General features: G+C 42.4%; 11 protein-coding genes and 1 tRNA gene. 7 read left to right on the forward strand and 5 right to left on the reverse strand.

What is annotated here, in order from left to right:
- The first annotated feature begins 24 nt into the window (after window positions 1-24).
- The gene (locus TOL2_RS19925) at window positions 25-1,737 is read left to right on the forward strand and encodes a hypothetical protein (RefSeq protein WP_014959082.1); all 1,713 of its coding nucleotides are present in this window, start codon (window positions 25-27) and stop codon (window positions 1,735-1,737) included.
- On the opposite strand, the gene TOL2_RS19930 is transcribed toward TOL2_RS19925, so the two are convergent.
- From TOL2_RS19930 to TOL2_RS19940, 3 genes are read right to left on the reverse strand one after another with little or no spacing between them, the layout of a single operon-like run.
- The gene (locus TOL2_RS19930; protein WP_041279648.1) at window positions 1,724-2,512 is read right to left on the reverse strand and encodes an ABC transporter permease; all 789 of its coding nucleotides are present in this window, start codon (window positions 2,510-2,512) and stop codon (window positions 1,724-1,726) included. The two genes, TOL2_RS19925 and TOL2_RS19930, sit on opposite strands and share 14 nt — an antisense overlap.
- 3 nt (window positions 2,513-2,515) lie before the next feature.
- Window positions 2,516-3,307: a molybdate ABC transporter substrate-binding protein gene (gene modA / locus TOL2_RS19935; protein ID WP_014959083.1), complete on the reverse strand. Its 792-nt coding sequence runs from the start codon at window positions 3,305-3,307 to the stop codon at window positions 2,516-2,518.
- 34 nt (window positions 3,308-3,341) lie between these two features.
- A complete protein-coding gene (locus TOL2_RS19940) occupies window positions 3,342-4,670 on the reverse strand; it encodes an alginate export family protein (RefSeq protein ID WP_051012470.1) in 1,329 nt (442 codons plus the stop codon).
- Between the two features lie 435 nt (window positions 4,671-5,105).
- Between TOL2_RS19940 and TOL2_RS19950 the strand changes: the two genes are divergently transcribed.
- Entirely contained in the window at window positions 5,106-6,188 is a 1,083-nt protein-coding gene (locus TOL2_RS19950) for a M42 family metallopeptidase (RefSeq protein ID WP_014959086.1), read from the forward strand.
- 30 nt (window positions 6,189-6,218) lie between these two features.
- Here TOL2_RS19950 and TOL2_RS19955 read toward each other — a convergent pair whose 3' ends face one another.
- Together TOL2_RS19955 and TOL2_RS19960 are read right to left on the reverse strand one after the other, a co-directional pair.
- Window positions 6,219-6,713: a GNAT family N-acetyltransferase gene (locus tag TOL2_RS19955; protein WP_014959087.1), complete on the reverse strand. Its 495-nt coding sequence runs from the start codon at window positions 6,711-6,713 to the stop codon at window positions 6,219-6,221.
- A complete protein-coding gene (locus tag TOL2_RS19960; protein WP_014959088.1) occupies window positions 6,710-7,504 on the reverse strand; it encodes an NYN domain-containing protein in 795 nt (264 codons plus the stop codon). Before TOL2_RS19960 ends, TOL2_RS19955 begins: the two co-directional genes overlap by 4 nt.
- Window positions 7,505-7,747: 243 nt before the next feature.
- On the opposite strand from TOL2_RS19960, the gene mnmG reads away from it, so the two are divergent.
- From mnmG to TOL2_RS19985, 5 genes are all read left to right on the forward strand, one after another.
- Entirely contained in the window at window positions 7,748-9,637 is a 1,890-nt protein-coding gene (mnmG, locus tag TOL2_RS19965; protein WP_014959089.1) for a tRNA uridine-5-carboxymethylaminomethyl(34) synthesis enzyme MnmG, read from the forward strand.
- A gap of 71 nt (window positions 9,638-9,708) precedes the next feature.
- Window positions 9,709-10,659: a DnaJ C-terminal domain-containing protein gene (locus TOL2_RS19970; RefSeq protein ID WP_014959090.1), complete on the forward strand. Its 951-nt coding sequence runs from the start codon at window positions 9,709-9,711 to the stop codon at window positions 10,657-10,659.
- A gap of 29 nt (window positions 10,660-10,688) precedes the next feature.
- Window positions 10,689-11,204 (forward strand): hypoxanthine phosphoribosyltransferase, encoded by a 516-nt coding sequence (gene hpt / locus TOL2_RS19975; RefSeq protein ID WP_014959091.1) that lies wholly within the window; start codon window positions 10,689-10,691, stop codon window positions 11,202-11,204.
- A 16-nt stretch (window positions 11,205-11,220) separates the two neighbouring features.
- Window positions 11,221-13,017, forward strand: coding sequence for a zinc-ribbon domain-containing protein (locus TOL2_RS19980; RefSeq protein WP_014959092.1), 1,797 nt, complete (start codon window positions 11,221-11,223; stop codon window positions 13,015-13,017).
- Between the two features lie 68 nt (window positions 13,018-13,085).
- Window positions 13,086-13,162: transfer RNA gene (locus tag TOL2_RS19985), tRNA-Met, on the forward strand.
- Window positions 13,163-13,192: the final 30 nt, after the last annotated feature.

Genomic DNA, 13,192 nt, shown 5'->3' on the forward strand with positions numbered 1-13,192 from the left:
CATCACTAAAATAAAGGACAAACAATGGCACGATTTCAAGAAAATTACAAGACACTGAAACAGGCCCTGAATGATGTTTACAGGGTGGATGAACTCAAGTCTCTGGCCAAACAGATCAGCAAAAAAATTCCCCCTCGCAAAGCTGAGATAGTGGACCATATCACTGCCATCCTGTTCAAGGATCTTGGAAAGATTATTGCAACTTTAGATACCATGGCAGTCAAGGCCCTGGCCGAAGCCGTTCACAACTGGAACGGCGTTTTTAATACCCAACAATTTCATGCCAAATACGGCGCTCTTCCTACAACTAAATCAACAGGATACAGAGGGGAAACGCATTTATTTTATCTTTTTTTTGTTAACGGAAAAATTCCAGCCGACTTAATGACAAAACTGGAAAAAGAAATCAAGGCACCCGAACCTGAACAACTCAATTATGGTGACCTGGCAGACACCCCGGACTTAACGGTCAGAGAAACCGCCCATGCCGCCTGCATGAACCTGAATATTTTACTGACCATGGTGGCGGAAAATAAAATCAGGGTCAGCCCCAAAACAGGTCGTGCCACGGCTGCAACCATTAAAAACATTTCAACTGCTCTGTGTGACGGAGATTTTTATGATGATGATAAAATTGGCCCTCTCCAGGCTTTTGCCTGGCCCCTGCTGCTTCAAGGGGGAGGACTTGCCTCAATTGACGGCAATTTTTTAAAATTAACCCGGGCTGGCACCAAAGCGTTAAAAAATGATCTTGCCGGGGGAATTAAAACCATCTGGACAAAATGGGAAAAAACAAAAATCATTGATGAATACGCACAGGTTACAGCAGTAAAAGGGCAAAGAGCTGCCAAAGGCCGTACCATGACGTCACCGGTCCACCGCCGTCCCGTGATCAATGACGCATTGCGGTGCCTTGAACCGGGCAGATGGATTACCGTGGATGAAATGGCAAGGTTCATGGTCTCTGAAAACTATACATTTGAAATGACCAACTATGACTGGAAACTTTATTTTGGAGATCCCCATTACGGCCATTTGGACTATTACGACACCTGGCCTATTTTACAATTAAGATACCTGTTGATCTATTTTCTTGAATATTGCGCAACTTCAGGGCTTTTGGATGTTGCCTATAAATCTCCCTATTATGCCAGAACTGAATTCCAATCCTGCTGGGGCGCGGATGATGAACCTTTTTTAAGCATGTGCGACGGCCTGATGCAGATCCGGCTCAATGATCTGGGAGCTTTTGTTCTTGGACTTTCAACAGAGTATGGCACCTTGGATGCTCATGATTTTGAACTTGATGACACCGACATTCTATATCAAGGGAGCGGCACTCCCTCACCTGATCACAGCCTTTACCTTGACAAGATCGCAGAACAAAAAGAGGCCGGCAAATGGCACATTTCCCTTACCTCTTTGCTCAATGCGGTCAAAGCCGGGGAGACATTAAAGGAGATTAAACGCTATATCAATCAGATAACTTCGGAAAAGATAGGACAACCCCTTGAAACGCTTTTTGAAAAAGTCGAAAATCGAAGCACGGCAGTTGTGGAAAAAGGAAAGGTGACCTTGCTGGAGTGCCATGGGGAAATCCGAAAACAGATATTAACCGACAAAAAATTAAAATCTCTTTGCCTGCCGGCCGGAAAACGACATCTTGTAATTCTTCCGGAAAAAGAAGCCCCCTTTGCAAGGGCTTTGGAAACGCTGGGGGTTATTATCGGGAATTGATCTGAGATATTTTACCGATAAGCTTGAGAATGATCAGCAAAATAAGGCCTGCTCCCATGAGAATCCAGGAGCAGGCCAGGGCTATTCCGATTTCTCCGCTTGAAATATTGAGGTATACGGCAATGGGAAGGGTCTCGGTTTTCATGCGGGTAGCCCCTGCAACCATAAGGGTGGCCCCGAACTCACCCATGGCGCGTGCCATGGCAAGCAGGGCACCTGATAAAATACCGTTTGCTGCCAGGGGCAGAGTTATTTTGAAAAATGCATGTAACGCAGATGACCCCAGGGTCAGTGCGGCCGATTCATATCGGATGTCCACGTCTTCAAAAGCCGCCCGGCTGGTCCTAATAATAATGGGAACCGCAATAAAAGTCTGTGCCACACATGCTCCCAAAGGGGTGAACAATATCCGAATACCCAGAGCTTCCAGGGGTTTTCCAAGTGCGCTTGAGCTGAACAAAAACATAAGGCCGATGCCCACAACCAAAGGCGGGATGATCATGGGAATGTCCATCAGGATATCCAACAGCGCTTTTCCAAAAAAATCTTTCCGCGCCAGAAGATATCCTGTGGGTACTCCCCAGAGCAAAGATATAATGGTTGCCAGAACAGAACAGCTCAAGCTCAGACGCAATGCGAAAAATGTTTCTCGTGAAGCCAGTGCCTGCAGCAGATCACGGATGGGAAGGGGCAGGCAAAGCGCAACAAGAACCCCCATTATCATGAGGGTAAACAAAAGCATCAGCACAACGCATACACAGGTAAAAACGCGCATAGTCTATTTTTTGGACTCTGCAGATGCAGGGACAAACGGCAAGAAACCATAATCACCAAAAACTTTGACAGCATCTGACCCGGACAAATAATTTTGAAGATCCACAACTTCAGGCCGGTTCATGCCATTTGTCAGCAGAGCAACAGCAATGGTTTCCGCCGTAAAAAAAATTTTGGGAATCTCGACAAGGCGTATTTTATCGCTGGCCTGAACCGCATCGGCACGACCGATAATAGCTGCGTCCACATCACCCTGGATCACATAAAGGGCCAGTTGTTTCACTGTGGCTCCATAGACGGTCACATTTTTCAAAATTTCCTGTTTCAGGCCGGAACGCTCCAGAATCACCTCGGCGGTTTTACCCAATGCCATGGCCTTGGAATCGCCAAGGCCGATACGCATACCTGATTTGGCAAGATCTTCAAATGCTGTGATTTGTACTGCTGATTTCCGGTTTACCCCGACGACCGGCGTGTGAACGGCAACCGGCATATAGTTGTGGGCAATACCGGCTTTCTGCAGTTTTTCTATATAAAACAACGCTCCCGGCATAAACAGGTCTCCTTTTCCAGTGGCATGGATACGGACGCATTGCTTGCCTGAACCGCCGTAATCCACAAATACCTTGTGGCCGGTCCGGGACTCAAAAGTCTGAATCAGACGGTCAATGGGCTGCCTAAGCCCGGCACCTGCAAACAGATGAATCTGTCCTGCAAACGAACATGTCAGGGATGCCATAACAAAAACAATGATAAAACAAATTTGTCCTGTTGATGTAATATAAAGTTTTTTCATGATTTTTCAGTTCCTTTAATCAAACCTGCTTAACTTAAAATGATATCGTGACCTGGGTGAATCCCCAGTGAGCATCCTCAGACGAACCAGTGTTTTCAGCAAATGATCCGGGAACGAAAAATGCATACCCTGCCATCAATTCCAGGTGAGGGTTGACTTTATATTTGCAGATCAGATCAAGTTCCTGTCCAAGATCCGATCCTGATGATCCGGTATTGTCTTTGCGCATTGCCTTGTTGTTGCAGTAATACCAGGCGTCTTTTTTCTCAGCCAGGCTAAACCAGTGGTAATCCAGGCTGACAGAAACTCCCTTGCAGGGTTTGATGCTTATTTCGGCTTGCAGATCCTCCAGGTTTGATCCTGAAAAAAGATTCATTCGTCCATAATACGAGGCAATCCCGCCAAAAACTCCGTCATAGGTTTTTTTGTCACCGTCATTGGGGTCGTCATCTCCTGAACCGATAGTATATCCTGCTGAAAGGCGCGGCTGAAAACGGTGCGGCAACGTATATCCCATCTGGGCATGCATCATATAAGCTGCAATATCGTCCGGTCCATCCTCTCCAAATTGATATGCGGCAGTGGCATTGTAGTCAAGCTGACGCCATTTGCCTTTCCCGTAAAAACCGACTGTATGAACCGTTAGCTCATCTTTTCCATTTGCACTGTCATCATTATTTTTGAGTACATAAAACAAATCAAGGACATGGCCGCTGACGGGCTTTGTTTGAACATACAAACTATAAACATCATAGTCGTAATGATCCCCATCAAATTCATTCCAGTCAAAGAGAATTTTCTGGCCGTAAATAAAATTAAATTTTACCTTTTCTATTGCATAGCTCATGATAACGGCATCCCAAAGATGACGGCCCACATTGCCCCAGCTTCCACCGGCAAAAATTCGACCGTCCCCGTATCCGATTGTTTGCCGCCCGGCCTTGAAGCCCAACGCAGTATTTGCAATTTTTCTCCATTCAATGTATGCCTGCCGCAGATCAAAGTCGTTATAATAAGGACATTGCTGAATATAATCATCCTTGTTAATGTCATCGGAAAACCAAAAACGCGAATCCTGTCCCTGAAGAAAAAAGGACGGGCCATGTGGAATTTCATATTTCAAGTACAATTGTGTCCGGCTCAAAAGAACATTGTCGTCATGACCTGTTCCAAATTTTTTTATGTTATACTCGTCCAGATATTCATATCTAAAACGCTGATTGATCCCCAACTCCATATTTCCCGGTCCTAAAACAGTGCTATACAGGGATGTACTCTGTTCGGCAACGGCAACCGTGCAAGTTATCATTGAGATGATGGCACAACAGGCAATCATGCACGCCGATTTTTTTACAATTTTCATTTATAGATTTTTTTCCTCCTCTGATTTAAGTTTTGCTTTATACTCATGACGTTTACTGACTTATTATGTACGCTGTAACGTATATAATAATATTTCTCATGTCAATGTATTCTTTTAAAGAAATCTATCTTATTAGAAATATTCAACAAACCATTTTAAAACACCCGAATAAAGCCATATATATATGGTAAGAAGCAGGCTATGACCCTGTTGTATTTGAATGCCCCAACTGCTTGCCTGAGAATATCCGATTCAACCCATGGAAATCTGGAACAGATAATCCAATAAGCCCTGAGCTGACATTTGAAAGCAACGTTAATAAAACTGCCGGCAAACCATGGACCAGCCCAATCTGATTGACATATTGCAACACAAGCTGATAAACCGGAAAACATATGAATACAAACATAGAACAAACAGCTATTGGAGAGAACATTGAATTCAGTTGAAATAATCGAACAACTTTCAAATGCCCCGGGCGTTTCCGGGTTTGAAGATGAGGTCATCCATGCGGCAGGAAAATATATGGGACCGGCCTTTTCTCTTGAGGAAGACCGGATAAGGAATCTTTTTATCCATCGCACCGCTTGCGAATGTATAGCTTCCCAAAAAAACCTTCCAAAAGTCATGCTGGATGCCCACTCCGATGAAGTCGGGTTTATGATACAGTCCGTCAACACCAGCGGGACTCTCAAATTTTTGCCCCTGGGCGGCTGGAATCCCCAGAGCATTAGTGCTCATGCCGTTAAAATCCGAAACACCAAAGGCAAATGGATAAAAGGAGTTGTTGCCTCCAAACCCACACATTTCATGACACCTGATGAAATAAAAAAACCCGTAAATATTGCCGGCATGGTCATAGACATAGGAGCCACATCAAAAAAGGAAGTGACGGAAAAGTTTAATATCAGAATCGGCGCACCGGTTGTACCTGATGTGGTGTTTTCTTATGACAGCGAAAACGACCTGATATTCGGCAAAGCCTTTGATGACCGGCTAGGATGCGCAGCCCTTCTGGAAATCATGAAAAGTCATGTTCAAAATGATATGGCAGTTGATGTGGTGGGAGTTTTGTCATCCCAGGAAGAACTTGGCTTGAGGGGAGCAAACATTTCAGTAAAAAAAACAAACCCGGATGTTGCCATTGTGCTTGAAGGCACACCGGCAGACGACACTTTCAACACCAATGATTTTATCCAGGCCGGATTGAGAAAAGGCCCCCAGATCCGCCATATGGACAAGTCCGTGCTGGCAAATCCACGGTTTGTCAAATTTGCCATTGATATTGCCGAAAAAAACAAGATTCCGTTTCAGGAGGCTGTCCGGTCAAGCGGCGGAACCAATGCCGGTGTTATCAATCTTCATGACAGAAGCGTTCCCACCATCACCTTAGGCATCCCGGTACGATACATTCATTCCCACCACGGAATTGCCACCATGACGGATTTCACGAACACGGTCAAATGGTGCAAACAGATCCTGAAAAACTTGAACCGGGATATTATTGAGGGCTTCTAAATTGTTTGGGGTTGCTAAAATACTTAACGCTTAAAGAACAGAAGCGCTTTGTCCTGAAACATTGAAAAGGAAGCCGTATCCGCTAAAGGAAGGCTTCCTTTTTTTTATAAATTTACCATGGGTGTAAGAGGATACCACATGTTCCCAAAACGCCAGGGCTGAACTGTTTTTCAATGTAACTGCAACCTCCCAGTTACCAGGCAATTGTGCAAACACATGTTCGGCAAGTTTACGTCCATACCCTTTTTTCTCATGACCTTTTTTAATGTAGAACTCTGCAACTGCAACTCCTTTGGTATTGAACCGCAAATGTTTATTGATCATGGCAAAACCAATGAGAACGTCTGATTTCTTTAAAAGATAAACATGCCGATCCTCTTTAATCAAATAGAGTTGTAAATTTTTCAGCGCGCCTTTACACCACAAATCATAATTATCAATTTTAAAAAACCGGCTCATATATTTTAAATATTCTCTAAAAATCGGTTTAATTTCGTCAATTGTCTCTATTTGAGCTATTATCATTCTGCTTCCAAATCTTGAATCATAAGGTGACCGTCTTTGTTTTTCCTGGTTTTAAACCAGCCTTTTTTTTCAAACTCTTTTGCAAGGGTGGTCATTTTTTTATAACTGGTATTTCGAATTTTAAATGATTTGTCCAGTTGTCTCATTTTGTTTGCAATGCCGTTTAACAAATGTTTTTCACTTGGTTCAAGACGCACGAGAACTTTCATAAACAATTCTTTGGCAATTTTATCTTTAGCTGTTTCAATATTCTTCTCAGGTATCTGAATATTATTTTTTATTGGTGCGGCATCTTGTTTGACAGAACCTGCTTTGTCCATTTGAGGCAACGTCTTTTTTCTGGGAATCACGATAATGTTATCCGTACAATTGCGAAAAATCGGCCTTTGTTCATCGCCTTCCTGGGTAATCAGCCAGACCTCCTTGCCGTATTTTCTCAAAAGATCCATGATAACCGAAAAATCAGAATCACGGGTGACAAAAACAAAACGGTCAATTGACGGCTTTTCAAGATAAAGTTTTTCAAATGCGTCCAGGCTGATAATCAGATCCGCACGATTTTTCTTGCCGGTCACATGGGGCGCCTCTCTAATTTCAAAATTATAATCTATAAGTTGATCCCTGAGTTTTGTTATAGAATGGGTATGTCCACAGGCAAACTTGACCGCAAAAATATATTCTTCCGGATCTACTTTGCTTTCTTCCAGAATAATATCCTGGATCATGACGTCCAGATCTAAAATTCCCGCCACATTTTCAAGATCAATATAAACTGCAATAAATTTTTTCATTCCCGGCTGTAACCTTTGCTGATTTGGTGTGTTCTGTTTTTATGTATAGCAGCATAACAAATTTCAATAATAACTGCCAAGGGCAGACCTTTTATTTCACCTTGGTTTGCCCACGACAAACAATAAAACTCGCTGTGTAAAGTTTTTTAAGATTTTCATGTCAAAAAATAAAATTGCGGACATGTCCTGTTTTTTCAATCGTGTTATTGACCAAAGCCTCAAGCGATTATATATTATGAGGTTATGAATTTTAATTTTAAAGCATATGATGTCATTGTTATCGGTGCCGGCCATGCCGGATGTGAAGCTGCCCTTGCCTCTGCCCGCATGGGATGCGACACCCTGCTGTTAACCATTGACATGGACAAAATTGCGTCCATGCCCTGCAGCCCTTCAATAGGCGGCATGGCAAAAGGACAGCTGGTTAAGGAAATTGATGCCCTTGGCGGTCAAATGGCAAAAATAACGGATTCTTCCGCCATTCAATACCGGACATTAAATACACGCAAAGGCCCTGCCGTTCATTCAACAAGAACACAAAATGATAAATCCCTGTATTCAAGAAACATGAAGGCAGCCATTGAACAAACAAAAAATCTTGATTTAAAGCAGGCCATGGCCCAGGAAATGGTTCTTGAAAACAACACCGTAACAGGTCTTATTGACCATACCGGTTTTGAATATACCACCCGGGCCATTGTCATTGCAACAGGAACCTTTCTTAAAGGAACGGTTCACATAGGCGCATCAAAAATAGAGGCAGGCAGGGCCGGAGAATTTTCGTCTATCAGCCTTGCACAAAATCTTTCCGACCTTGATTTTAACATGGGAAGAATGAAAACCGGCACTCCGCCAAGGCTTCATGCGGACAGTATTGATTTTTCCCAATTTAATATCCATGCCTCGGATGACACCCCCAAACCGTTCTCTTTTTCAACAACAACCATTTCCAATCCCATGCTGCCAAGCTTCATGGGCAATACAAATCAAAAAACCCATGAAATTATCAGGCAAAACCTGAAATACTCGGCACTTTACGGGGGCCATATCAAAGGAAAGTCTGCCAGGTACTGCCCTTCATTTGAAGATAAAATCGTTAAATTTCCGGACCGGGAATCTCACCACGTTATCCTTGAATACGAAGGCATAAACTCAAAAGAAATTTATGCGTCAGGACTTGGCAACAGCCTGCCGCTGGAGATCCAGTACAAGGTTGTCCGTTCCGTTAAAGGCCTTGAAGCCGCCAGAATTATGCGACCGGCCTATGCCATTGAATATGACTATGTCAATCCCCTTGAATTATCCGCAGCCCTTGAAACCAAAAAAATCAAAGGCCTTTTTTTAGCCGGACAGATCAACGGCACTTCGGGATATGAAGAAGCAGGTGCCCAAGGTTTGTGGGCGGGAATTAATGCTGCCTGTACTGTCCAGCAAAGAGAACCCTTTTTGCTGGACCGCTCACAAGGATATATGGGCGTTATGGTGGATGACCTTGTCACCAGAGGAACAAATGAACCGTACAGAATGTTTACCTCCAGGGCGGAATACAGGTTGCTGCTCAGGGAAGACAATGCGGATTTGCGGTTGTCGCAGATCGGACATGACCTGGGGCTTGTAGATGAAGACACTTTAAATTTCTGTAAAGAAATTCAAGCTCAGACAAAACAAGAAATTCAACGAATTAAAACAACAATCGTAAAACCCACTGAAACAGTGAATGATTTTTTGCAGGCCAAAAGCACAAACCCAATAACAACCGGGGTAAAACTCGAACAGCTTTTAAAACGTGCGCAACTTGATTATGCATCTTTAAAAGAAATCTGCCCGCTGCCGGAACCTGTTTTAAAAAGAACTGAGCAACAAGTGGAAATCCAAATAAAATATGAAGGATATATCCAGAGGCAGCTCAATGAAATAAAAAAATACAAAGACCTGGAAAAAATAAAAGTACCCAAAAATTTTGATTATTCCAAAACCCATGGCCTTTCCAATGAACTCAGGGAAAAATTGTGCCGAATTCTTCCCAATTCCTTAGGACAGGCATCCAGGATTGACGGGATGACACCGGCTGCCATATCAGTATTAATGGTTGCAATTTGTGCATTTCAAAATAAAAAACAATGCTTGACTTGAAACATTTTACCCTTACTATAATAGACATAAATTATTAAAATAATTGTATTAAAACGCAAAAGGATTGATAAATGGCCGATGATTATTACACGATTCTAGGTATTGATAAAAAAGCCAGTGCAGCCGAGATAAAAAAAGCATACCGGAAACTTGCATTGAAATATCATCCCGACAAGACAGAAGGTGATAAAGCACTGGAAGACAAATTCAAAAAAATCAGTGAGGCATATGCTGTCTTGAGTGATCCTGAAAAAAGAAATCAGTATGACACCTATGGATCAGCCGATTTCCAGCAACGGTTTTCCCAGGAAGATATTTTCAGGAACTTTGATATGGGTGATATTTTAAAAGAGTTCGGGTTTGGCGGCTCCAGGGGCGGCGGATTTTCTTCTGCCTTTGGAAGAGGCGGCCAGCAAAGAAGGTCCGGCATGGGGGGCAACCCGTTTTTCCAAAATATGGGAGGAGGAGGAGGCTTTGGGCAACAACAGCAAGCTCAAATGAAGGGAAAAGATATTGAATATGAAATTCCCTTGACCATCCATGAAATTATCAACGGCACAAAAAAAACGATTACAATCAACCAGGGTGGTACGGCCAAGGCCATAGAAGTAAAAATCCCCAAGGGACTGACCCGGGGCAAAAAAATAAGACTTGCCGGAAAAGGCGAAATAAGTCCACATGGCGGGCCTGCCGGAAATCTGTATATTAAATCCAATCCAATTTCTTCAGACGGATATACCATTGAAGGAAATGATGTTCTGCTTTCAAAGCAGGTCAAACTCACCCAGGCATTACTCGGAGACACCATAGAAGTTTTGACCCCTGACGGAACCGCTATCAACCTTAAGGTTCCTGCCGGAACAAACCACAAGTCAAAAATGCGTATCCCAAAACACGGGATTCCCCAAATGAAAGGAGATGGTTGCGGTGATCTCTTTGTTGTGATTAACATAACCATCCCAAAAGAACTTACGGAAAAACAAAAAAAACTGATTCAACAACTGGAAAAAACAGGACTGTAACTTAAAAAAACAGGATGACGAATAACAACATGCCTGAATTTATTCTTTTAATCTCTGAACAAGAGATAAAAAAGCAATTAAAAAAAATCGGACAAAAAATCTCCATTGATTATAAAGACAAAGATCTGGTTCTAATCGGGGTGTTAAAAGGATCATTTGTTTTTTTGGCAGACTTGACACGTCAGATTTCCATTGACCATGAGATTGACTTTTTAGGAGCTTCTTCTTATTCGGGAACCTCTTCAACCGGACAGATCGTTTTCACAAAACAGCCGGATTTAAAGCTTGAAAACAGGGATATTCTGCTCGTGGAAGACATTATGGATACAGGCAACACACTCTTAAAAATAACCGAATTCATAAAAAAATCAAATCCCAAATCCATTAAAATTTGTGCTTTGATTGACAAACATGAACGACGTGAAGTAAAAATTGCTGTTGACTATTCATGTTTTTCACTTGAAAAAGGGTTTATTGTTGGATATGGACTTGACTATGATGAAAAATACAGAAATCTTCCTGCCATCTATGACCTGAAACTATAGGAATAAGGGGACTCCAATGATCATTACCTGTACTAAGTGTTCAACCAGTTTCAAGCTTGACGATTCTCTTGTCAAACCCGGCGGTTCAAAAGTTCGCTGCAGTGTTTGCAAAGATATTTTTACTGCGTATCCATTGCCCGCAGAAACCGAACAAGCACCTGAAGAATCACAGGATTTTAATCTTGAGTTTGACCCGGATGATGAAAAAAACATTGAGGATACTTCTGATTTTGAAACCGAAGATATTGATTTTTCTTTAAATGATTCCGATCTTTCAATGGAAAGTCCTGATCTGAAAATAGAGGGGACAGACTTTGAGCCGCAGGAGTTAGACCTGGAAACCGATGACGACTTTTCCTTTGAAGAAACTGAATTTGAATCGAATGAAGACGATGAATCCCAGGATCTTGAATTGGAAGAGAGCAATTTAGACTTTGAAGACGATGAATCTTATGAACTTGAGCTGGAAGAAAACCATTTAGCGCTTGAGGACGATGACTTCCAAGAGTTTGAAATTGATGAGGGTCCTTTGGAATTTGAGGACGAACAATCCCAAAAACTCGAATTAGATGAGAACCATTTAGAGTTTGAAGATGATCAATCCCAGGAACTTGAGTTGGGAGAAGGCCGTTTAGACTTTGGGGATGAAAGTATCGACTTTGAAGATTCCCCTGAAAAAGACTTTGACGGCATTGACTTTGACGGTATTGAATTTGAAACAGTCAAAGATGAAAAGGTCGAAGACGGGCCTGCCTCTTTAGCCATGGCAAACAGCGAACCTGTTTTGAAAATGGAAAATGAAACAGACGAACTGACTTTGGATGAAGCTGACTTTGAACTTGAGTTCGATATTGAAGATGATTCTGAAAATGAAACGCCAGATATCCTTGATGATGAAACAGAGCAGAGCCACTTTGAAATAGCAACCGAACCCGACCGGATTGAAACGGACCAGATTGAACCGGATCAGATTGAATCAGATCAGGAAGATTCCATCCTTTCGCTTGAAGAAACAGATGCAGGAAAAGAAGAAGAGGTGCCGCCTGTAATAACACTGGAAGATGATTTTTCAGAATACGATGATGTCTTAGAGCAGGAAACCGAACCGGAAGATGACTTCCTTGATAAAAAAGCCATAAGGGCTAAAGAAACCATCAAGGATGAAGAAACCATGGGAACAGATGATACTATGGGAGTAAAAACAGTCCTTGTCGAAGAACCGGAACCCATTATGGACAAGCCGTCAGAAACAAAACAAAAAACAAAATCCCTTGGGGCATTCGCGCTCGTATTAGTGCTTATCTTCCTTTTGTTTATAAGCGCCAATATTGCAGGCATCATGACCGGCTATAAAATACCCTATATCTCTGATATCAAACTCCCTTATATTGAACAATTGCTTAAAAAACCGGCTCCTGAAATACCGGAAGCCAAGCCTGTTCCCAATCAAGAAAGCGTTAACGGAAGATTTATCACCAATTCAACTGCCGGCACTCTGTTTATCATTACAGGAAGAGTAGAAAATCCTTCAACTGTTGCCTTAAGCCATATTGAAATTCGAGGGGCGCTGATCACAAAAGACAAGCTGGAAGCAAAAACAAAGAATGCCTTTTGCGGGAATATCATCACAGAAGAGATGCTGAAAACTGGCAATATTTCAGATATCAATACGCTTCTTGCCGTCAAAGAGGGAGTACACGACACAAACATCAATGTAAAGCCCGGAGCCAGTATTCCGTTTATGGTTGTATTTTCCGATCTTCCTGAGAATCTACAGAATTTCACCGTTAAAGTAACTGGGTTTGAAAAATAAAAACAGTTAATTAAAAAATTAAACATTGACAATCAAAACATATTCATGATATTTATTCCAGGTTTTTTGGCGACGTAGCTCAGTTGGTCAGAGCATGCGGCTCATATCCGCAGGGTCCGGAGTTCAAATCTCTGCGTCGCTACCAGATATTACAATGCCCCTCTAAACAGAGGGG

This window comes from Desulfobacula toluolica Tol2 (assembly GCF_000307105.1).
GTDB lineage: Bacteria > Desulfobacterota > Desulfobacteria > Desulfobacterales > Desulfobacteraceae > Desulfobacula > Desulfobacula toluolica.

Excerpts from the sequence above, each read along its gene's own strand:
- TOL2_RS19925 (WP_014959082.1), top strand. The coding sequence starts at position 25 with ATGGCACGATTTCAAGAAAATTACAAGACACTGAAACAGGCCCTGAAT.
- TOL2_RS19930 (WP_041279648.1), bottom strand. The coding sequence starts at position 2,512 with ATGCGCGTTTTTACCTGTGTATGCGTTGTGCTGATGCTTTTGTTTACC.
- modA (WP_014959083.1), bottom strand. The coding sequence starts at position 3,307 with ATGAAAAAACTTTATATTACATCAACAGGACAAATTTGTTTTATCATT.
- TOL2_RS19940 (WP_051012470.1), bottom strand. The coding sequence starts at position 4,670 with ATGAAAATTGTAAAAAAATCGGCGTGCATGATTGCCTGTTGTGCCATC.
- TOL2_RS19955 (WP_014959087.1), bottom strand. The coding sequence starts at position 6,713 with ATGATAATAGCTCAAATAGAGACAATTGACGAAATTAAACCGATTTTT.
- TOL2_RS19960 (WP_014959088.1), bottom strand. The coding sequence starts at position 7,504 with ATGAAAAAATTTATTGCAGTTTATATTGATCTTGAAAATGTGGCGGGA.
- mnmG (WP_014959089.1), top strand. The coding sequence starts at position 7,748 with ATGAATTTTAATTTTAAAGCATATGATGTCATTGTTATCGGTGCCGGC.
- TOL2_RS19970 (WP_014959090.1), top strand. The coding sequence starts at position 9,709 with ATGGCCGATGATTATTACACGATTCTAGGTATTGATAAAAAAGCCAGT.
- hpt (WP_014959091.1), top strand. The coding sequence starts at position 10,689 with ATGCCTGAATTTATTCTTTTAATCTCTGAACAAGAGATAAAAAAGCAA.
- TOL2_RS19980 (WP_014959092.1), top strand. The coding sequence starts at position 11,221 with ATGATCATTACCTGTACTAAGTGTTCAACCAGTTTCAAGCTTGACGAT.